The sequence below is a fragment of the Bacillus sp. FSL L8-0358 genome (genome assembly GCF_038593095.1).
Lineage (GTDB): Bacteria > Bacillota > Bacilli > Bacillales > Bacillaceae > Bacillus > Bacillus subtilis.
Genome location: NZ_CP151962.1, coordinates 2423497 through 2443608 on the forward strand (window position 1 = coordinate 2423497; position 20112 = coordinate 2443608).

The 20112-nt window shown below is 41.8% G+C and carries 26 protein-coding genes and 1 tRNA gene; 4 read left to right on the plus strand and 23 right to left on the minus strand.

Annotation, left to right across the window (positions count from 1 at the left end; genetic code table 11):
* Window positions 1–2 precede the first annotated feature (2 nt).
* The 8 genes from comGG to corA form a co-directional block, all read right to left on the minus strand.
* Window positions 3–377, minus strand: a complete 375-nt coding sequence (comGG, locus tag NYE49_RS12365) for a ComG operon protein ComGG (protein ID WP_014480253.1) — start codon at window positions 375–377, stop codon at window positions 3–5.
* Complete coding sequence (gene comGF, locus NYE49_RS12370; protein WP_015384087.1) at window positions 378–761, minus strand: ComG operon protein ComGF; 384 nt, start codon at window positions 759–761, stop codon at window positions 378–380.
* A gap of 25 nt (window positions 762–786) precedes the next feature.
* Window positions 787–1134, minus strand: coding sequence for a ComG operon protein 5 (gene comGE / locus NYE49_RS12375; RefSeq protein WP_047182872.1), 348 nt, complete (start codon window positions 1132–1134; stop codon window positions 787–789).
* On the minus strand, window positions 1118–1549 hold the full coding sequence (comGD, locus tag NYE49_RS12380; protein ID WP_015384089.1) for a comG operon protein ComGD: 432 nt from the start codon (window positions 1547–1549) through the stop codon (window positions 1118–1120). The genes comGE and comGD overlap by 17 nt, the downstream gene beginning before the upstream one ends.
* Window positions 1539–1835 (minus strand): comG operon protein ComGC, encoded by a 297-nt coding sequence (comGC, locus tag NYE49_RS12385; protein ID WP_014477332.1) that lies wholly within the window; start codon window positions 1833–1835, stop codon window positions 1539–1541. Before comGC ends, comGD begins: the two co-directional genes overlap by 11 nt.
* Window positions 1836–1848: 13 nt before the next feature.
* Complete coding sequence (comGB, locus tag NYE49_RS12390) at window positions 1849–2886, minus strand: comG operon protein ComGB (RefSeq protein WP_047182873.1); 1038 nt, start codon at window positions 2884–2886, stop codon at window positions 1849–1851.
* Window positions 2873–3943, minus strand: a complete 1071-nt coding sequence (gene comGA, locus NYE49_RS12395) for a competence protein ComGA (RefSeq protein WP_015483431.1) — start codon at window positions 3941–3943, stop codon at window positions 2873–2875. Before comGA ends, comGB begins: the two co-directional genes overlap by 14 nt.
* Before the next feature lie 409 nt (window positions 3944–4352).
* On the minus strand, window positions 4353–5306 hold the full coding sequence (corA, locus tag NYE49_RS12400; RefSeq protein WP_015483432.1) for a magnesium transporter CorA: 954 nt from the start codon (window positions 5304–5306) through the stop codon (window positions 4353–4355).
* A 142-nt stretch (window positions 5307–5448) separates the two neighbouring features.
* On the opposite strand from corA, the gene NYE49_RS12405 reads away from it, so the two are divergent.
* Complete coding sequence (locus tag NYE49_RS12405) at window positions 5449–6777, plus strand: hemolysin family protein (protein ID WP_003230150.1); 1329 nt, start codon at window positions 5449–5451, stop codon at window positions 6775–6777.
* Between the two features lie 52 nt (window positions 6778–6829).
* Here the strand turns inward: NYE49_RS12405 and rsbRD are convergent, their stop codons facing one another.
* Complete coding sequence (gene rsbRD, locus NYE49_RS12410; protein ID WP_015384093.1) at window positions 6830–7666, minus strand: RsbT co-antagonist protein RsbRD; 837 nt, start codon at window positions 7664–7666, stop codon at window positions 6830–6832.
* 86 nt (window positions 7667–7752) lie between these two features.
* On the opposite strand from rsbRD, the gene NYE49_RS12415 reads away from it, so the two are divergent.
* Window positions 7753–7823: transfer RNA gene (locus NYE49_RS12415), tRNA-Gln, on the plus strand.
* 66 nt (window positions 7824–7889) lie between these two features.
* On the opposite strand, the gene mgsR is transcribed toward NYE49_RS12415, so the two are convergent.
* Window positions 7890–8270 (minus strand): transcriptional regulator MgsR, encoded by a 381-nt coding sequence (gene mgsR / locus NYE49_RS12420; protein ID WP_003230147.1) that lies wholly within the window; start codon window positions 8268–8270, stop codon window positions 7890–7892.
* A gap of 231 nt (window positions 8271–8501) precedes the next feature.
* On the opposite strand from mgsR, the gene NYE49_RS12425 reads away from it, so the two are divergent.
* Entirely contained in the window at window positions 8502–8747 is a 246-nt protein-coding gene (locus NYE49_RS12425) for a DUF2626 domain-containing protein (RefSeq protein ID WP_003226300.1), read from the plus strand.
* A 39-nt stretch (window positions 8748–8786) separates the two neighbouring features.
* Here NYE49_RS12425 and NYE49_RS12430 read toward each other — a convergent pair whose 3' ends face one another.
* On the minus strand, window positions 8787–9422 hold the full coding sequence (locus tag NYE49_RS12430; RefSeq protein WP_047182874.1) for an MBL fold metallo-hydrolase: 636 nt from the start codon (window positions 9420–9422) through the stop codon (window positions 8787–8789).
* 156 nt (window positions 9423–9578) lie between these two features.
* On the opposite strand from NYE49_RS12430, the gene NYE49_RS12435 reads away from it, so the two are divergent.
* A complete protein-coding gene (locus NYE49_RS12435) occupies window positions 9579–9752 on the plus strand; it encodes a DUF2759 family protein (RefSeq protein WP_003230141.1) in 174 nt (57 codons plus the stop codon).
* A gap of 31 nt (window positions 9753–9783) precedes the next feature.
* Here the strand turns inward: NYE49_RS12435 and NYE49_RS12440 are convergent, their stop codons facing one another.
* From NYE49_RS12440 to NYE49_RS12495, 12 genes are all read right to left on the minus strand, one after another.
* Window positions 9784–10098 (minus strand): MTH1187 family thiamine-binding protein, encoded by a 315-nt coding sequence (locus NYE49_RS12440; protein ID WP_003230139.1) that lies wholly within the window; start codon window positions 10096–10098, stop codon window positions 9784–9786.
* Window positions 10099–10100: 2 nt separating this feature from the next.
* Window positions 10101–11162 (minus strand): hypothetical protein, encoded by a 1062-nt coding sequence (locus NYE49_RS12445; protein WP_080344212.1) that lies wholly within the window; start codon window positions 11160–11162, stop codon window positions 10101–10103.
* Window positions 11163–11223: 61 nt separating this feature from the next.
* On the minus strand, window positions 11224–12354 hold the full coding sequence (locus tag NYE49_RS12450) for a M14 family metallocarboxypeptidase (RefSeq protein WP_080344276.1): 1131 nt from the start codon (window positions 12352–12354) through the stop codon (window positions 11224–11226).
* 82 nt (window positions 12355–12436) lie between these two features.
* Window positions 12437–14353: an LTA synthase family protein gene (locus NYE49_RS12455; RefSeq protein ID WP_003230133.1), complete on the minus strand. Its 1917-nt coding sequence runs from the start codon at window positions 14351–14353 to the stop codon at window positions 12437–12439.
* 115 nt (window positions 14354–14468) lie between these two features.
* Window positions 14469–15434: a glucose kinase GlcK gene (gene glcK, locus NYE49_RS12460; protein ID WP_047182877.1), complete on the minus strand. Its 966-nt coding sequence runs from the start codon at window positions 15432–15434 to the stop codon at window positions 14469–14471.
* 10 nt (window positions 15435–15444) lie between these two features.
* On the minus strand, window positions 15445–15660 hold the full coding sequence (locus NYE49_RS12465) for a YqgQ family protein (RefSeq protein ID WP_047182878.1): 216 nt from the start codon (window positions 15658–15660) through the stop codon (window positions 15445–15447).
* 109 nt (window positions 15661–15769) lie between these two features.
* Window positions 15770–17293 carry a rhomboid protease YqgP gene (gene yqgP / locus NYE49_RS12470; RefSeq protein ID WP_047182879.1) on the minus strand — a complete coding sequence of 508 codons (1524 nt, stop codon included), beginning with the start codon at window positions 17291–17293 and terminating at the stop codon, window positions 15770–15772.
* 89 nt (window positions 17294–17382) lie between these two features.
* On the minus strand, window positions 17383–17556 hold the full coding sequence (locus NYE49_RS12475) for a hypothetical protein (RefSeq protein WP_003230126.1): 174 nt from the start codon (window positions 17554–17556) through the stop codon (window positions 17383–17385).
* Between the two features lie 66 nt (window positions 17557–17622).
* The gene (locus NYE49_RS12480; RefSeq protein ID WP_015483437.1) at window positions 17623–18186 is read right to left on the minus strand and encodes a 5-formyltetrahydrofolate cyclo-ligase; all 564 of its coding nucleotides are present in this window, start codon (window positions 18184–18186) and stop codon (window positions 17623–17625) included.
* 84 nt (window positions 18187–18270) lie between these two features.
* Window positions 18271–18420 carry a 50S ribosomal protein L33 gene (gene rpmG / locus NYE49_RS12485; protein ID WP_003153056.1) on the minus strand — a complete coding sequence of 50 codons (150 nt, stop codon included), beginning with the start codon at window positions 18418–18420 and terminating at the stop codon, window positions 18271–18273.
* A gap of 83 nt (window positions 18421–18503) precedes the next feature.
* Window positions 18504–19583: a glycosyltransferase family 4 protein gene (locus NYE49_RS12490; RefSeq protein WP_047182880.1), complete on the minus strand. Its 1080-nt coding sequence runs from the start codon at window positions 19581–19583 to the stop codon at window positions 18504–18506.
* Window positions 19580–20050 (minus strand): hypothetical protein, encoded by a 471-nt coding sequence (locus tag NYE49_RS12495; RefSeq protein WP_047182881.1) that lies wholly within the window; start codon window positions 20048–20050, stop codon window positions 19580–19582. Before NYE49_RS12495 ends, NYE49_RS12490 begins: the two co-directional genes overlap by 4 nt.
* Window positions 20051–20112: the final 62 nt, after the last annotated feature.

A 20112-nucleotide genomic window follows, 5' to 3' on the forward strand; every position in this document is an offset into this window, starting at 1 on the left:
TTTTATTCTGTCCATCTCAGCAGTTTTTTCTGTTTTTGATCAAACACGATCTGTGCAGTTCTTTCTGTTCCCGACTCCGTTGACACTCTTAAGTTGATTTCTTTTTGTTCTTTTATCGATGTATCATGAATGTAATAAGAAACCCGTCCATATGGAAATTGCTGCGTACCCTCCTGGCCTTTCCGTTCCTCTAGAACATGCCGAATCGAAAGAAGCACCCCATTTTGAAGCAAGTTCTCTCCTATGTATAACTCTTTTGTTTCCTTCTCAAACATGCAGCGTGAAATATATTGAGCAGCAGCAAAGTTCACGATTAACAGCACAAGCGCTGACACAAAAAGAACAGCTGGATAAATAAACCCTCTTGTACGGTACATTCACCCCCCTCCTAAATACGAATAGACTGGAAAAGCAGTTTGATACACTTTTTGGTCCTCACTCTCAATTTTCAGCAAAACAACACCATTTTCAATATCAGCTTTCATGGCAGTAATATGATCTAAAATCGGAACATGCCCTTTGCCATCCACTCTTTTTCTTATCATTGAGTGATAAATGTCAAAACGGATGTCTTGTCCGGAAAGATTGGTGCAGATTAACACGCTCCCATCCTCGGCTGTCTTAACTGCCTGTGACTCCTTGCATTCATTCATCATCTGTTCTATCGAAATCATCCATTCTTGCTGTGTGAAACCGTCATGTTCCTGCTGTCGAGACAAAAACAGATGGAAAATCGCAGCTAACGATCCTGATATGAGCAAAAAGACTGAGAGCGAAAATAATACGTTAAGAAGCGTGTAGCCATTCTGTCTGCAGGATGCTGAGGCAATATGATTTTTCTTTATAAGCTGTGGCTTTGATACATACGTTTTGATATTCACCCTCCTCCTCCCACTTCATTGCATAGATATGATTGTTCTTTGTAATCGTTTTTGACGCGGCTCCTTCACCACTCATGACATATTTGCTAATGCTCTCATTCATCATCTGATAGCCAATTTCTCGTGATTCCGCCATTTTTTCATCAGACATCAGCTTGTCCCACAAGGGGACGACTGTCAGCAGCACAAACAGCCACAGGCTTAGCGCTGACATTGTTTCTATTGTAGAAAAACCTTTATTTTCTCTCCACATTGACTCTCCCGCTCCCTAGATAAACTGTTATGTCATAAACGGCATGGCCATTTACTCGTATTTTTCCGCCTGCATTCGGGTGCCCTTTCTCATTAAATTCCAAACGGTCTTTTAATGTCAGCAGTTCTATAGATAGTCCCGTTGCATACGGACGTTCAATGACCGTATCACCAATGACTAATTGATATTCTTTTTTATGAAAGAGAATTTTTGTTCTTTGTTGACGGGAAATAGCAGTCTGCTGTGTGAGCATAATATCATTTTTCAGCTGCCTTGCTGCCTGTCGGACAGCTGTATTGTCATAAGCAGGAGGAAGTGTAGTGAAGACGGCAACCAGGAGGATAGAGGCAAGGCTTAACACAAGCAAACTTTCTAAAAGGGTAAACCCCTCCTCCTCGTTTAATTTAATGTTCAACCTTAACTTCTCCGCCGGTGATGATAATGTGCTTCCCATTTGGACAGACAGCATCCTTTTTCACATAGCCCTCTGACTGTAAATCGGCAAGGCTCGGAGTTTGTCCTTCATGATCAAGCTCAAATGCGGTCATTTGTGCCTTAACCATGTTTTGTAGGCCTTCACAGCCCTTTTTTTGAATGGTTTGATTATGTTTCGTGACGTTCGGTATCGTAATTAAAAGCAAGATCGAAATAATAAAGAGCACAATTAACATTTCAACAAGTGTAAATCCTTTCTCATTCATCAGCCTCTTCCTTTCACATTTGATTCATCATCTGATACATAGGCACAAGCATAGATAAATACACAAGTAAGATCATCGCTGCAACAAATCCATAAATCATCGGCTGAAGGATGCCTGTCCATTTTTGCGCTTTGTGTTCCAGCCGCTGCAATATGAACTGACTGTATGTGAAAAGCTCTCGATCCAATCGGCCGCTCAGCTGGCCGTGAGATATGACTTTTGAAAAATCAACTTCATAAAAAGGGCTTCCACAAATAGCGGCTTCAATTGACTCACCGGCTTTTAGCCGTTCAATCAATTGTTCAGCCTCGCAGCGGTAGAAAGGGAGAAACGTTTGATGTTTAAATGCATTAAGGCTGTCATAAATTGAGAGGCCCGATTTTAAAAGGCTGCTTAGCTGCAAAGAAAAAAAGTAGCTGTTAAACAGCTTGACAAGCTTTCCAATCAAAGGAATCCTGACACAAATCAGCATTTGCCGGGCAGGTGATTTTTTCTTAAACACAAGCCAATAATAAATCCCGATACCTGCTGTAAAAAGAGCCAACAAAATGATCACAAGATCAATATGCTGAAAAAAAGCAAAAAGCATATCGGTTGAACGTGAGGTTTCCATATTCATCGATTGATAGATACCGGAAAACTGAGGAATGATGATGGACTGTAACATATAAAACATGACAGCGACCGTAAAAATGAGGAAAAGCGGATAGCGCAGCACTCTTTTCAGCTGGTCTGACTGTGCAATTTTTCGTTCCAGCAGCTCTCCGCTCTGGATCATGGAAGCGGGCAGTTCACCATGTGTTTCAGCAAAATAACAAATACCTACGGCTTCCTTATGAAATGACAAACTCTTTAGTACTTGATAAAACGGAGCCCCTTCCCTCAAACAAGTGACCGTATCAGTCAAGTCAGCAGCCTGCCTCTTATTCATCTGAAGTTCCATCAGGCGTAATCCATCCAGAAGCGTATATCCGCCCGCAGTCATTTCACCAAGCCGCTTTAATAACCTGGCTTGATCCTTTAACGACCAGACTTTTCTAATCTTTTTCATGATAAACCCACCGGTCATAGTTGTTTGTCGTTATATAGCCGAGCGCAATTCCTTTTCTGATAATTTGACGAAGCGTTTGATATTGGTAATTTGCATGATTTCCTTTTGCCTCCTGGATACATTGCTGAAGATTTTTCCCGTAAAGAAGCTCATAAACGCTAGCTCTCCTGGTATTTCGTGACTGGCGGCAATACACTGATGAACATCCGTTTTCACAAAACGGGCAAGCCAAATCAACTAAGCGCTGAGCCGCTATTGCAATGACAGTCTGTTCGATTTCATTCATATTGATACCGAATTCAAGCAGTCTGTAAATTGCGCCCTTTGCGTCTCTCGTATGAAGGCTCGTCAGTACCAGATGTCCCGTCATCGCTGCCCGCACCGCAATTTCAGCTGTTTCCGCGTCTCTGATCTCACCTAAAATAATCATATCGGGATCATGGCGCAAAATTGCTTTCAGACCTGCGGAATAAGTTACACCGGCTTTTTCATTCACCTGAACCTGAAGAACATCTTCGTCCCTTGTTTCAACAGGGTCCTCTAATGTGACAATATTTCGATTAAAGTGTTTTTTTGCATATTGAACGAGAGAGTATAATGTGGTAGTCTTCCCTGAACCAGTCGGCCCGGTAAAAATGAGCATGCCATGGGAATGTTTTAAAAATGAGAGTAATGTGGCTCCTGTCTTCGGAAATAGCGACAATTTATCAATCGAAGGGATATTGTATTGGGGCATCACTCTGATCACGAGGCTTTCTTCATTAATTGTGGGCAGCGTTGACATTCTTAAATGAACATTTCCCTCTTTCAGCTTTAACGTAAGCGAACCGTTTTGCGGCTTTCGCCTTTCACCTATATCCATTGCTGAAAGAAATTTAAAATGTGAAATCAGCCTTACGCACTCTTCTTTTTTCATGTCCCTTTTTTTCAGCAAGGCATGATCGACACGAAAATGAATGATAGCGTCCCGCTCCCTCGGCACGATGTGAATATCAGAAGCCTTTGTTAGATATGCCTCTTCAATCAAGTTTTTGCTTACCTTTTCTATTGAATCCAATTTGATTCCCTCTCCTTTCAACGCATATTGTAGAAAAAGAAGAAACGGTAATCAAACAGGGAAAACGTGATTTTGTGAGATGTTATATGCTGAAAAACCAATTCTTTCTGGCAAGAAAAAAACTTTCAACTGAATGTGCCCCTTTCATTACAATTTTCCCAATAATAAAAAAGCAGACATGGTCACCATGCCTGCTTGATTCCATTTTCATTATGCTGTTTTCGCTTTTTGACCAGTATCTTTTTCAACGGAAAGGTCGCCTAATGCAACAATACCGGTCATTTGGTCATTTTCAAGAATCGATAAACTGTGGATTTAATGCTCTGCCATAAGCGCCTTGACATCGTATCCGGTCACCCTGATATGTCTGGTGAAAAAGCGGGGCACGCTGCACAAAATATGAAACATCCTATAGAGTCCGCCTTTTCCGAGGTTTCTTTTTCTTCTTCCGTTCCTGCAGCATATCTCCCGTCCAGCCTTTTTTCCTCAAATAGAGGTAGATCAGAACTGTAGATGTGACAATCAATAAGAGAGAAAAGAGATATCCGTATTTCCAATTCAGTTCCGGCATCACTGAAAAGTTCATCCCCCATAAGGCACCCAGAGCTGTAATCGGCGTAAAAAGCGTCGTGAAAATGGTCAGTGCTTTTACAATTTCATTCCCCCTATGTGAGGTAATGACTTCCTCTGAATGCAGCAGATTGTTAAGCTCTCCTTCAAATTCGCTGATGTATGTAAATCCCCTGTCAATTTTCAGTTGTGTCCGCTGATAATCCTTTTTCTCTTCATTTTGAGGTAAAAAGGTTTCTTTCAACGCCATTTCAATTTTTTTAGCGCTTAATATCAAGTTTTTCCAAATCATCAGTTCATGGCGCAGGAGATGGACGCGGTTTAAAATGCTTTTGCTATTGTCGTCTTTAATCTGCCATCTAAGCTTTCTCAGCTTTACTTCAAATTCATCAACACCGATTAAATACGCATTCATTAGCTCGCCGAGAAGAATTAAAAACCCCTCTATCGCATTGTCCGCTCTTTCCATTTGCCGGACAACTTCTTTTCCTTTAATCTCTCTCAAAATCGAAAAGTCAAAGTTGATTGTAAAAAAATATTGTCTGGTGATATAAAAGTGAAAAACAGTATGGTCTTTTTCTTCACCAAGCCCCTGATCATAAACAATCGACCCAAATACCGCTTCATTTTCCGTCTCAGTTGTATCTACTCTCAAAAAATTAACGTGATGGTTATTTTCAAACCACTTTTCACACTGAGGCCAGTGAGAAAAATGGATTAGATCCCTTGCCTTACTTCTTTCTTGAGGCCCCATTTGGTACCAAAACCAATCCTTTCCTGTATGTGCCTTCATGTCAAGATCCTCCAAACTTTTGTTCTTTATTCTTTAATTGCCCAATAACCGCGTCACTAAACCAGTCTGCCGCTTCAACACATGTTTTATGAGCATTTTCAGGTGGTATGGAATGTAGAAAGACATCGGAAAAGGGAGGTGCATGCCTTCCTTGGAGAAGGCAGTTGTTTTGGAATTTGTCAATTTACTAGCAGTCGCTATTCTCATTTTGTTAACAGGATTTTTTGTTGCCGTAGAATTTTCAATCGTAAAAGTGCGGCGGTCCAAAATTGATCAGCTTGTCGCAAAAGGAAAGAAAGGTGCTAAAGCGGCAAAGCATGTCATCACTCACCTTGATGAATATTTATCAGCCTGTCAGTTAGGCATCACAGTCGCAGCTTTAGGACTGGGATGGCTTGGGGAACCGACTGTGCAAACTCTGCTTCGACCGCTTTTTCATAAAGCAGGCTTAAATGAATCGCTTACCCACCTGCTTTCACTCGTCATCGCATTTTTAGCGGTTACGTATTTAAATGTCGTTATTGGGGAACTGGCGCCAAAGAGTTTCGCCATTCAAAAAGCAGAAAGCATTACCTTGTTGTTCGCTAAACCGCTTATTTGGTTTTATAAGATCATGTTTCCATTCATTTGGCTGTTGAACCACTCTGCCCGATTGATTACAGGAGTGTTTGGGCTGAAGCCGGCATCAGAGCATGAGCTGGCTTATACAGAGGAAGAACTTCGGGTCCTATTGGCTGAAAGCTATAAAAGCGGCGAGATCAGAAAAAGTGAATTAAAGTACATGAATAATATCTTCACCTTTGATAAACGAATGGCAAAGGAAATTATGGTGCCGCGAAATGAAATGGTTAGTTTGTCACTAGATGAAGACTCCATTTCAAATCTTCAGGAAACAGTCAAGCAAACAAAATATACCCGGTACCCGGTTGTAAGAGAGGATAAAGATAACGTCATTGGCGTGATTAATATGAAAGAAGTGCTGTTTTCCATGCTGACGAAAGATTTTTCAATCAAGAAGCATCAAATTGAACCTTTCGTACAGCCCGTTATCCATGTCATTGAGACGATTCCTATTTATAAACTATTGCTGAAAATGCAAAAGGAACGCACTCATATGGCGATCCTCATAGATGAATATGGCGGGACGTCCGGTTTGGTCACTGTCGAAGATATTATCGAGGAAATTGTAGGAGAAATCCGTGATGAATTTGATGCGGATGAAGTGCCTCATATCCGCGAACTTGGAAAGGATCACTACTTGTTAAATGCAAAATTATTAATCAGCGATGTTAACAGCCTGCTTGGAACCGATTTATCAGACGCAGAAGTAGACACCTTGGGCGGCTGGTTTTTGACACAAAACATAGACGCTGAGCCTGAAAGTACCATAGAATATGATGGCTACTCTTTTAAGGTAAAAGACATCAACAGCCATCACATTTTATTTATAGAAGTTAAAAAAGCTGAATAGCCCGTGAAAGGCTGTTCAGCTGCTATCTTTCAAGATAAACATGGCAAAGGCATCAACACTCTTTTATTTTAAACCCTTTATTGGCCAGGGCTTTAGCAAGACTTTGCTCGGTTTTCACATTCGAAAAATCTAGACCCAGCTTCACGACAGTTTGGGCAATTTCCGGCCTGATTCCTGAAATAATCGTCTCAATGCCGAGCAATTTGGTGCTGTCAATCACTTTAAAAATTTGATAGGCTACCATGGTATCAACGATAGGAACGCCCGAAATATCTAAAAATAAATACGAGAGCTTTAACGCTGAGCACTGCTCCAGCACAGACTCCAAAATCGTCCTCGCTCTGTACGTATCAATCTCACCGACAAGCGGAAGAATCCCAATTCCATCAGTAATCGGCATAATCGGCGCACTCAATTCATTAATCATTTCTTTTTGCGCGTTTAATTGTATCATGGTCACCTGGTGATATTCTTCCGTAAACACTTCGATGATCTCATCAATGTTTTGATTCAAGATCCGGCTCCACTCATAAAAATCCTGAATGCTGATGTCTTGAGAAGAAGCTTCGCTGAATTTCTGAATCCATTCAAACATGATATGCCTGAAGGTGTTAAACTGGCCGACACTTTCTGTTACCGTCACTTCATGAACGGCACGGTCTCTGGCGCATTGAAGAGACCACCGGTTGAGCTCATCCTCTACGTCTTCTTTTCTAAGGGATTTTGCTACGATGGTCACCAATAATTCATGCTGGTCTTTTAACTTTTGTTCTAGTTTTTGCTGATCTTTCGCTGAATACAGCCAGCTGCCTTTTGACGTACAAACTTCCAGCCATTGTTGCGTGATATCTTCTTTGTGCTCTGTTAAGTGCTGATCAAGAGCTATCATCTTAATGAGTTACCTCCTGTTTTTGAAAAATGTACGCTATATATGTATAACGCGTCTGCCTTTACACATACTATGTTTATATTCAATGGGCTATAGCCAAGCGGTAAGGCAATGGACTTTGACTCCGTGATCGTTGGTTCGAATCCAGCTAGCCCAGTTTCTGAACAGGTGAAAAACCGAAGATAAGCTGATTCGTATAAATCAGCGGATCTTCGGTTTTTCATCATGCAGATTGATGAACCGTTTTCTTCTTCGATAACTTCAACAGTTCTCCCGGGTTATAACCAATCACCAGCTTTTTGTTGTCTACTAGAATCGGGCGTCGCAAAAGCTTCGGCTTCTCGATTAAAAGTTCCAGCACCTCATTTACCGTCATTTCTTCAATGTTTAAATTTAAATTTTTGAAAGTCTGGCTTCTTGTCGCCAAAATTTCATCAATTCCTTCTGTCGTTAACGATAAAATGTACTTTAATTCTTCTCTTGTCGGGGTTTCTCTGAATAAGTGCCGTTCGTTAAATTCAATTTGATGTGCTTTAAGCCAATGTTTTGTTTTTCGGCATGACGTGCAGCTTGGATATGAGTAAAAAGTTAATTGTTGTTCCATTCGTTTTTTCCTCCTCAGTTAACCATCTCTTTGTAGAATAACTACCCGGATCATTTTTCATTTAAACCATTTACAGAACTTTTTTCGGATTATTTTTTAAAAAACATTCATACAATAGAAAACACAATCAAAGGGACAAATTCCATTTGTATATTAATAATGAAAATGTTTACATTTCTAGGTGTGATCTATTATAATAACAGTCAGAGGGACTCTCGGGAGGGGATAAAAATGAATCGCATGTTCCGGGTGTTAGGATTTTGGACGGGAATTTTTGCAGTCATGTTTTATTTAGGTGATATGAAAGATGCTTCCCTTTTATTTTTTGGACAGACGATCTTATTTGTGTTTCTATCGTATTTGAACTTAACCGAACGCATGTATATTTATATTTTTGGCGCTTATTTAACAATTTTCTTCGCCGGCTTTACATATTACTCAATTTTTATTATGGTGCCCGGCGGCGGAGGCCATTAAATGCAGAAAGAGACAAACCTTATCGGTTTGTCTCTTTTTTTACAATGAAAAACCATTTAAAAACGGATTTTGGTCCTGCTCAGTCAGTACGTCTGTTTCAGGTCCATGGCCGCTTAACACCAGCGTGTGTTCCGGAAGCGTAAGCAGTTTTTCATGAATGGACGTCAGCAGCGTCTCTTGATCGCCGCCTATTAAATCCGTACGTCCTATACCGCCTTGGAACAAAACATCACCGGAGATGACCAAGTCTGCATCTTTCACGTAGTAAGACACACTGCCTGGTGAATGTCCCGGCGTAAATAATGTTTCCAAATGAAACGGCCCGATATTCAACTCACCGTCACCTTCAATTAGATGATCTGCAGGCTTAGCTGTGACTTCTATCCCTCGCAGCATGCCGGAGCCGTTTAAAGAAGCATCCGTAAGCCAATTTTTTTCATTTTGATGCAGGTAAACAGGGATATCCCATTTTTCTCTCACTTCATCAAGCGCCCCAATATGGTCAAAATGGGCATGTGTAAGCAAAATGGCTAAAGGCGTCAGCCCTTTTTCTTTTATGTATTGATTGACTTTATGTCCCTCGCCGCCCGGATCAAAAATCAGGCATTGATCATCACTGATAAGAAAATATGCGTTCGCTTGAATCGGCCCTACTGGCATTCGTCTCCATTTCACTATTATCACCTCTTTCTTTTTTATGCTCTTATTATGAGGTTTTTTTAAAAAAGATTCAAACAATCGCATTGAAAACGCTATCGACAAACCTATAAAAAACAGGTAGAATAAAACTGGAAAGAATTGCAGGTTTTTCAATGTAAAGGGGGCTGTGTTATGTTACTTGTCGTGATTTTCGGCCTTGTCGCTCTTTTCGCTTTATGGGGAGTCTTGCGTTCTGTTAGAAATAAAAATATACTCGGGTTTTTATTAGCCGGTGCCACCTTATTTGTCTTTGGATGGTTTACCGTGATGACCGTAATAAACAGCGGGTATCCAACCGCACATTAAAACCTGTATCCGATCGGATACAGGTTTATTTTTATGGCTGTAAATGTTTATTGACACTTTCTATTTTGCTCTCAAGCGTCGTTTTTTTGTCACGCCTGTCATCGATACGGATATTCGTTGCCACTCTGTGCAATCCTTTTTGAAATGGCGCTTCGTGAATTGCCTGAATGACTGCAAAAAGGTCACTGAGTTCTCCCTCGATCAGCGTATTCATCGGTGTCAGCTGATATTTGATTTTCCCTTCTGCTTGATATCCTTCTAATATCTTTTGCACATCGGCTACGTAAGCACTGACACTGGGTGTTTCCGTACCGATTGGGATAATGGTTACATCTGCGATAGCCATCGTTATTCCATCTCCTTTTGATCAATGATAAGTTGCTTCGTTTCATGTGATTTCAATAAAATAATTTGCTCAAAATGAAAGCCGTATAACGCATATTTCCCGTTCGGAGATATTTGAATCGGCTCCATTTCCCGCAGAGACACAAGATCTTTTGTCTCTCCCGATGCTACATCGACTGCTGCGAGCTTATATGCATCGCCGCTTTGTTTGAATGTATAAAACAGGCCTCCTGTTTCATCATAGTCATACTCCATTGGAGCCAAACTTGTATATTTCGCTTGGAGCGGCCATTTCGCTGTAACAGGTGATGTTGATTGCGGCGTTTTAAACTGATACGTCCCTTTTCCTCCGGAAGCTGATTTGACAGTAAAGCTCATTTGAAGGAAAGAATCGAAGAATAGAACGTCATCCTCAAGCTTCTGTTCCATCTTAGAAGCTGTATCGAACGTATATAAAGGCCCTGTTTTATCGTCTCTTTCCTCTTTTACATAATCAAATGTATTTTTGGATGTCCAATGAATGAACGGAACCTGTACCGGACTTAAGAAAGATTCGCCTTTTTTAGCATTCACCTGATATGTATGGAAATCCCAGTTTTCATTGAATTCCGTAACCATCATTTGATAAGGATCATACTGATTCCAAGCAGCCTCAAGCTCATACGTTTCGTAATCTTTTTCGTAAAGCGTCTCCCCTTCTGCATTAAGCAAAACCACTGCCGTCTTTTGGCTATGTGTGATTTGCAGCAGAATCATCTGCTCCCTCGCATTGATTTGAACATCAACGATTTGACCATCCGTTTGATAGAGCTTTTTCGCTTTGCCTGTAAAGATGCGGTACGCAAAAAGCTCTGTTTTCGTCGGATTAGACGCAGTATATAATATTGTGCTGTTATTCAGCCAGCCTTCCGCCCCATCCGCTTTTTCCGCGGAAAGCGGTATGATGTCTTTTTTCTCATCTTTTGCCGCCGATGCCTGTTTTTGCTGCTGATGAGATGGTTCGCATGCCGATAGACTAAACAGCAATACCGTCAGCAGAATAAAACAAACTGATCTCATCAGCATTCCCCTCCGATCATCTTTATTCTCTCATATTTGCTTCGGCAGAAAAAAGAAAAAGTTTCAGTTACTCATGAAAAAATAACGCCCTCCACAAGATGCCGTTTGTGGCGTTATATATGTGTGAAAACTGCTGAAACGGCAAAGGATTTTGGCCTTTTCCAAGTTCCACCGTATACCCTTCCTTAAAATAATGGTGAATAAACCAATCACGAAATCCAGCATAGCTGTCTATATCCCTTACTCCCTTATAAATGTTCCCGCTTAACTCCTCAAAATCCTTTATGACGGCAGAAGATTCCTCAGGCTCAAGGCCTTTATAGCCCCAATAAATTTCTTCTCCTTGAGTATGAAGAGCCAGCAGTCTGTCAGGCGGATTCTCCGTGATCAGCCGGTACATCGCAATAGATTCCGGCTCCGTAAGCGGAGAGATTCCCGGAAAATCGCGGTAGCTGGGTGCTGTCGGTTTTCGGTATTTTTCAATTTCCCATAATGATGGAAATTGTTTATTTAAATCAACCCCGTTTATATTCGCCTTCCATTCATTAAAATTCGGACGATGTTCATTTAGCCTTTCGAGCTCATCTCTTCTGGCTCCCATGACTTCTGATCCGTTTAAAACAAGATCAACGCCATCCGGATTGACAAGAGGAACGAGGGATAAGGATGTGCTGTTAAACAGCTTCATGGGAGAAAAGCCAAAGAAAGGCGAATTGCAGCATAATGACATACAGTATTCCTTAAACCATTTTAGCAGGACAGACGTTGTAATCCACTCATTCGCATGAAATGACGCGTTCATATGGACCTTTTTTACGGCATGCTCCCCACCAGCCTTCAGCTCCCAGATAGGCCTGCCGAGTACAGAACGGCCAATTTCCCGGCATGAGACAAACGGAAAAACATCAATAATCTTCTTTATTTCCTTTTCAACAGCTGAATCATCATAGATTTTCTCTTGCTCAATCCAGCTATCAGAAAGTTCCAGCTGCCGAGGCTGTAAAAAGCGCTTTATGTCCTGAATGGTTTGAAGCTCTTTGTCGCTATGCTCCTCTATCACATAACCAGGGCAATACAATTGATGTTTTTGTGCGGAGCGATTTGCACTTTTAAGCAATTCCTCGTCTATCTTCAGTTCTTTCGCCACTCTGGCCAAATTGTTCTTGATCGCAGGTTTCACCGTAATAAACGCCATCATCATCCCCCTTTTTTGTTACTATATGACAGCGTATTTAAAAAAAGAAAGCCTCCCGCTCACTTTGACGCGGGAGACATTGTGATTACGATGCCTGATCAAGCATTTGTTTTTCTTTCCGTTTTGACGAATTGTCCAGCCTTTTCTGGTCATAAAATCGCAACAAATCCCCATAAATGATTTCATCAGAAAGTGATAGCTCCTGTTTTGCTTTATCAGCAAATGCTTCACATTGTTTTGTCTCTTCTAACGGTTTTCCCGTCTCTTTGTCATAACACGCACCGTCTGTATAAACAACCTGATCTGTGATAAAGCTCCCGTCCCGGAGCACCGTAAAGTCCAGTTTTTCGTCTGAAAGCAGATCGTTGCCGAATTGAATTTGATCTTTCGTATCAATCCCTAAAAGATTCATCAGCGTCGGCCTGATATCAATCTGCCCGCCTACTGTTTCAATGGTTTGCGGCTTTTTATCAGTAATACCCGGAATATGAATGACCAGCGGCACTTTTTGGAGCTGTACCTCTTCAAATGGGGTTATTTCTTTTCCTAAAAACTGCCCCATCGCTTCATTATGGTTTTCTGATATACCATAATGGTCACCGTACAATACAATAACAGAGTTGTCGTATAATCCGTCTTCCTTCAGCTTTTCGATAAACCGTTTCAGCGCCTCATCCTGATAACGCACTGTCGGAAAATATTTATTTAGCGTCTGGCTGCTTGAATCATATTCATCAATCAATTGATCCTCTTCATCAAGATCAAACGGGAAGTGGTTCGTCAGTGTAATCAGCCTCGAGTAAAACGGCTGAGGCAGATTTTTCATCAGCTCTGAAGACTGCTCAAAAAATTCTTTATCCTTAAGTCCCCAGCCGACTGAATTTTCGTCAGTTACATCATACGAGTTAATATCAAAAAACGAATCATATCCAAATGAGTCGTACATTAAATCACGATTCCAAAAGCTCTTATTATTAGCGTGGAGCACCGCTGAATAGTATCCGCTGTTTTTCAAAATTTCAGGAGCGGCCATATATTGATTGCCCGCATTCGTAAAAAACACGGCACCTCGTCCAAGCGGATACAGTGAATTGTCCACGATAAATTCAGAATCCGAGGTTTTCCCCTGGCCTGTTTGGTGGTAAACATTATTAAAGTTGTAGCTCTGTTTTATAAAGTCATTCAGAAAAGGCGTGATTTCTTCTCCATTCAATTTTTCATTAATCACGAAGCTTTGCGTCGACTCTAAGGATACGAGAATGACGTTCCTTCCTTTTGCAGCGCCGAATAAGCGTTTGTTGGCATCCTTCGCATTAGCGGTTACGTAGTTTTCAATTTCCGTCAGGCTGTTGCTGTCTGCCAACGCTCTCTGTGCGGATTGCTTTGACTGAAGAACGCCATCGTAAATATGAAAATTAAACAGGCTAATGTTTTTAACAAGCATTTCTCTGTCAAATGAGCGTGTCAATAGCTGAGGTCTTTCCGCCTCAGACAAGCCCAGGTTGAAGAAATAAACAGAAGCAACGAACAAAAAATAAGCCGCCCGTTCATTTTTCGTTGAGGGAATGTCCGATTGAAAAGCTTTTTGCCGGATGTGAAGCCATATTAAAACCGCAATATCTACAGCTAATAGGAGGTCTGTCGGCTCAAGAAGTGTTCCGATGCTGCTTCCGAGATCACCCATATTGCTCGTTTGAAAAAGAACAGGGATTGTTAAGAAATCATTGTAAAAACGGTAAAAAACCATATTTGCCAGCAATACAAACGTGACAAGACAGCTCATCGCGATAATGTAGCGATTTCTGTTTTTGCCTTTTAAAAACAGGCTGAGGCCAAAAATAAGCAACAAAAAACTCAATGGGTTGATAAACAGAATAAATTCCTGTGTTAGATTGTCGATTTTAATATGAAAACTGGTTTTGTAAACAGCATACGTTTTCAGCCACATCAATAAAATGGCAATCAGCATAAATGAAATCTTCGAAAAAAACGTTTTTCGCATTTCAACCTCCTATGCAGCACGCTCAAAAAATCAGTCTATTCCCAACATTCTCATTAACACATCAAATTAAATCTTAACCTGAGCACAACAAAAAATCAATTTCATTTACACAATTTTAACAATTTTGATGTTTCAGCCATTCATTTTTAGCGATCCAAGCGCCTCCGATAACGCCGGCATCATTTCCAAGTGCTGCGATTGAAATATCAGCAGCTTGGGCCGCCCGCGGAAACGCGCATTTGCGGAATGTTTTCTCAACTTTTGATCTCAGCAGTTCTCCGGCTCTCGATACGCCGCCGCCAAGAACGATTTTGGATGGATTAAGCGAGCTTGCCAAATTTCCGAGCACCAAACCAAGGTGCTTGGCTACATAATCAACCACCTCAAGGGCAATTTCATCATTTTCACCCGCCGCTTCAAACACATCCCGCGCTGACAATTGTTCGGTTGCTTTTAAACATGTCGTCTTTTTAGCATTTGCTATTTTTTCTTTTGCAATTCTTACAATTCCGGTTGCTGAAGCAATTGTTTCGATACAGCCCGTTTTGCCGCAGTTGCAGGGCGCTCCGCCTTCAGGGATGCTGCAAATATGGCCGATTTCTCCGCCGGCGCCATTTATGCCATGTACAATTTCACCATTTGCAATGATGCCGCCGCCAACTCCTGTGCCAAGCGTCACGAGAATGACGTCTTTTGCGCCATCACCCGCTCCCTTCCACATTTCCCCGAGCGCAGCAATATTCGCGTCATTTTCTATAACAGCTGGGATGCCGGTTTCTGTCTCCAGATGGTTTTTTAAAGCATAATTTTTCCACCCTAGATTTACTGTTTCATAAACAACTCCTGCCGCCATATCTACAGGGCCTGGTGCACCCATTCCGATGTATTTGATGATGTGCTTCGGTTTTTGCAGCTCATCCAGCTTGCTGTCGATTGTTTTTGCAATTGTGACAGTAATCGTGTCGCCGGTTTTATCAGTCGGAACTTCCCACTTATGCTGAATTTCGCCATATTGATTAATAAAAGCGAGTTTAATCGTCGTTCCTCCCAGGTCAATGCCCGCAAACCATATCTCGTCCATTTTTATCACCTTAGCCTTTATAGAAATCTCTTCCGTTTTTTGTTTGCTCCAATTCTTTTCGAAGGACAGCTGCCGCTCTGGTCCACTGCTCCTTTTCAATCATGTGGTTCATGTATAATTCCTTTAATTCATCCAGCATAAACTCAATTTCAAGCTCTCTGTCTCCAAAATAAACAATGTGGCCAAACGTTTTTAACAGCTGCTGCACATCATAAAATGTATTCATTTTCCTCACCATTTCTTGAACTTAACTATCATAAGCGTATTCATAAGGAAGCGGTCAGTCAAGAAGAAAACGCTGACAAAAAAGCCAGCCTCCTTTCCATATTCCACCTTTATGATTCTTTATTGTTTTCAATTTGTTGCTGAAGCTCCTTGTAGCGCTGCTCCTTCGGCTCCAATTTTAAAGCCAGCCTGATAGCCTTTTCTGCTTGTGCAAGCTCATTTTTTTCCGCATACAATAAGGCTAAATTGTAATATGAGGCATGGTCTTTAGGTTCTTTTTTCACTGCTCGTTCCAAAAGGGAAACCGCCTGATCATATTCGCCGATTTTAATATCAGAAACAGCAAGAATTTTCAAAAGATCGGCAGAGGCATCTTTTTGCGCTGCTTCTCCGTTCAGCAATTCTGTTACTTCTTCATACTTTCCTTCCTGATACAGCTCGCTTGCCTGCTGAATCAGCGCTGACTCCTGGTGTGAAGGCGAATGCAATCCGTAATATAAAAATCCGGCAGCCAAAGCAATCAGCAAAACCGCTGACAACAATCTTTTTCCAAAGGCTCTGGCTTTGGGCAACCCCAATGCCGCTGCAGCGAAAAAGCCGCCAATCAAGCCGCCGATATGTCCTGAATTATCAATATTCGAAACTGCAAAACCAAAGCCCAGATTGATGATAATAATGACAATAATATTGGTTCCTATGGTTCTTAAAAACATTTTTCGATTAGACAAAGCAACATACAGTAATGCACCTAAGCATCCGAATATGGCTCCTGATGCCCCTGCCGAAGGATACGGGCTGAACACAAAACTCGCAATCGAACCCGTAATGCCAGCAGCCAGATAAATCAGCAAAAACCTGCCCGATCCATACATCCGCTCAACCGCTGTACCAACCGACCATAAAGCCAGCGTATTAAAAGCTAAATGCGCTATGCCGATGTGAAGCACAATGGGTGTCAGAAGCCGCCACCATTCTCCTTGTGCAATCAGGCTGTTTTCTTTTGCTCCAAAAGCGACCAGCGTCTCCGTATTAGTGCTGCCTCCGTTTATTTCGAGCAAGAAAAACATCAGGATCTGAAGCGCAATAAATAAATATGTAAAAATCGGTTTTCCGTTTTGAAAAACCGCCGCTTCAGTTTTTCTCTGTTCTTCTTGTTTCAGCACTAGCGAAAGGAAGCGTTCTCGCGCCATTTGCGAGTCTTCAAACGAAATGTGTTCCTCTGTACAATCTTCTGTACGAAATGATGGAAAAACCGCTTGAAGATCATCTCGAAGCATCGTTCCTCTAACGATTGCCGGCTCAACTGACACAGTTCCCTTCTCAAAAGTTTTTTTTGCAATCTCTTCCCAGTCATCAACAGGGGCTTCCGTTGAAAAAAACACATTCAGCAGCTTCATCCTTCGTCTGCCCAATTGATGTCTGACTCGTTCTACTCGTTCGGCCTGCTCTTCGATGTCTCTAACCATTTCTTGACGGAAATCAAGATCGTGCTTATATAGACGAACTAGATCATGAGAGGACTTGTCCGGAGCTTCCAGCCATATTTCATCTGACTCACCGGCTTGTATGACGCCATACCCGCTATTCACCAGGTGCGCCGCAATTTTCCAATATGTATACTCCAGCAAAAACATGTTTACCGCTCCAATAGTTTTTTTTCATTATAACAGCTGGCGCTCCGAAACGCCTACTGAAAGCAAAAAATCCCGTTTTTCACGGGATTTTAGAAAGCTTGCTGTATAAACTTATTGCGGATAAATGGAATTCTTAAAAACAAATGGATAAAAGACCGCCTGATTCCTGGCTGGCTGAGTACAGTATTCATAAGACGGTAGCGATTTTGATAAAACATGACGGCAGAAACCGCGAAAATGGCATATATCAAAAGTTTTTTCATTATATCCCTCCTGCCAATAGGGTTTGTTATTCTACCTTATTTATTCTCGAATAAGGGACATGAAAGTTATGAAAAACAAGAAATAATCCGATCCTCTGTTATCAGCTTATGTACCGGGATGTCATGCGGCAGACTGGGTACGTGCGCAAACAACTGGCACTCCAAAAGCAAAGAGACTGTCTTCCCTTCATATTCACTTAAATAGCGATCATAATAGCCGCCTCCAAAGCCGACCCTAAACCCGTTAACATCAAAACAAACACCTGGAACGATCATCAAGTCAATTTGTGATGGGTTTACTTCTTTTGTTTTTTCAATTACCGGCTCGAGCAGTCCGGCGTAAACGGTTTCGAGCTGATCATCGGTCTGATATGTGCGAAATTGCATTTTCTTCGTGTCCGGATGGCATTTTGGGATGCAAACTTGTTTCCCTTCTTCCCAAGCCTGCTCAATGACAGGACGCGTCGGTATCTCTAATCCTCTGGAAATAGTGACGGCAATGGTGCCGGCATTTTGCCACTCCGGCAGAGAAAACAAGTACTTATACATACGTTCCGTTTTTTGAAGCAGATCTTCATTTGATAAAGCAGACAGTGCCTCCAGCGTCTTTTTTCTTAATTGTGATTTCATCTCTCATCCCCCTCGGAATAGAAAAAAAGCCAGAACCTTTTTCAAAGCTCTGGCTTTTTTCTTACACCTCAAACAGCAAGGCTGTTATTTTGTTTCACGGTGTAACGTAGATTTTTTATCACGTGGGCAATATTTTTTAAATTCAACGCGGTCTGGATTGTTGCGTTTGTTCTTTTTAGAAATATAGTTACGCTCACCACATTCAGTGCAAGCCAAAGTAATATTAACGCGCATTATTTTCCCTCCAAACTAAAATCATTTACTTATTCAGACTTATATATAATACCACTATAATGGACGGAATGCTAGGCTGTTTTTCAATGAATTGCTGAATTATTGAAGATACGCTCATAAAGCTGCAAATATGATGACATAATGAGTCGGGGGTGGTGGAGCTTGAACACTTGTTGTCTGCCAGCTTCTTTTATCCGGCGGGCTTTTCCCTGGTCTTTAAAAAAACTGTCCAGCAGATCAGCCGCTTCCTGTACGAGCGTAAAATCAGCGATGATTGCCGTTTTGTCATGAACGGCATAATCACAAAAACCACCCGACTGAGAAACGACAGTCAGCACACCTTGTTCCATGCTTTCTTGCGCGGCAAGCCCAAACGGTTCATAAGAACTAGGGAAAACAGCCATTTCACATTGAGACAGTAACGTTCTGATGTCTTTCCTATTGAGAAACGGCAGGAACATGACGCGATCCTTCAGGTTATATGCCGCAGCCAATTTCTCATAGCAGGACAGCGACGGCCCCTCCCCAGCCAGCACAAGATAGAGGTCAGGCTGACGCTGCTTCAAGATGGCAAACACCTTTAACAGCTGCGAAAATCCTTTTTCCGGAACAAACCTTCCATATGAAAAGAGAAATCTTCTATTCATGCTTCTTGGGATTTTCCCCTTCTCTTCCTCCATCGATACAGGACTCGGGATAACGGTTAATTTTTTATGTGCCGCCTTATCAAGAGACCGCTTCATAAATGTGCTTAATACGATCAATGCATCAGCGGATTCAATAAGGAGCCGTTCGGTCTTGAGCCTGTATGGGTGTGGGGCTTCTCGGCACACCTTCTTCCTTTCGCTTTCAAGGCCGTGGATTGTCGCAGCAAGCGGAAGACCAAGCCGTTGTTTCAAATACTGGGCGGCAGGGGCTGTTGTGTCATCATGGGCATGAATCAGATCAAAGCGTTCATTGCGTGATAACACATGGCGAACCATTGTAAAGTTAGCATCAGCTATGTAATCTTCAAACTTCGCATACGAAAACAGCTGCCCGCTCGGAGTACAAACCGTAATGTTGATTTGAGGGTTTAAATAGGAAATGAGGCGGTTTAAATGCACACCGAGCCCACTTTTCGGCTCATCGGGATGTTCGGGTGAAAGCATGAGAATGTTCACCGTTCTCTCTCCCCTCTCCCATAACAGGTGTATGCAGAAAATTGCTCCTCCCATCTGGTGTGCGCTTCCTCAATCTGAAAGCTGCTTATATGACGAATCCCATTTTCATCAAGATAGATGTCGTCTGTACCGGCAAGCTTGAGAGAGACATTCATTGAATTCACAATTCTGTATTCAGCCCGATATACAGCATCACCAGCCGCCTGTCTAATCGTCCATTCGCCTTTATCATACGTTGTGCGTTTTGTCCTGACAGCTTCAATGTCTTTTCTTTTGATGACAATGCGCAATTCTTTTATCATATCCTGCGTTTTTTCGAAAAGGACCGCTTCAGCCAGCCGCATTGTTTCTTCTGAGATTTCCCAGCTTACGGTCAGGGTGTGAGCGTTTTGAATGATCATGTCGAATGTGTCCCTAAAAAAGGCAAGCTTATGTCGTATATTATAGGGAAATGGGTGTTTATCCATGGACTCCTAACATTTCTCCTTTCCAATCGTTCACTTCGTGTTCCTATTAAACCATTACATAA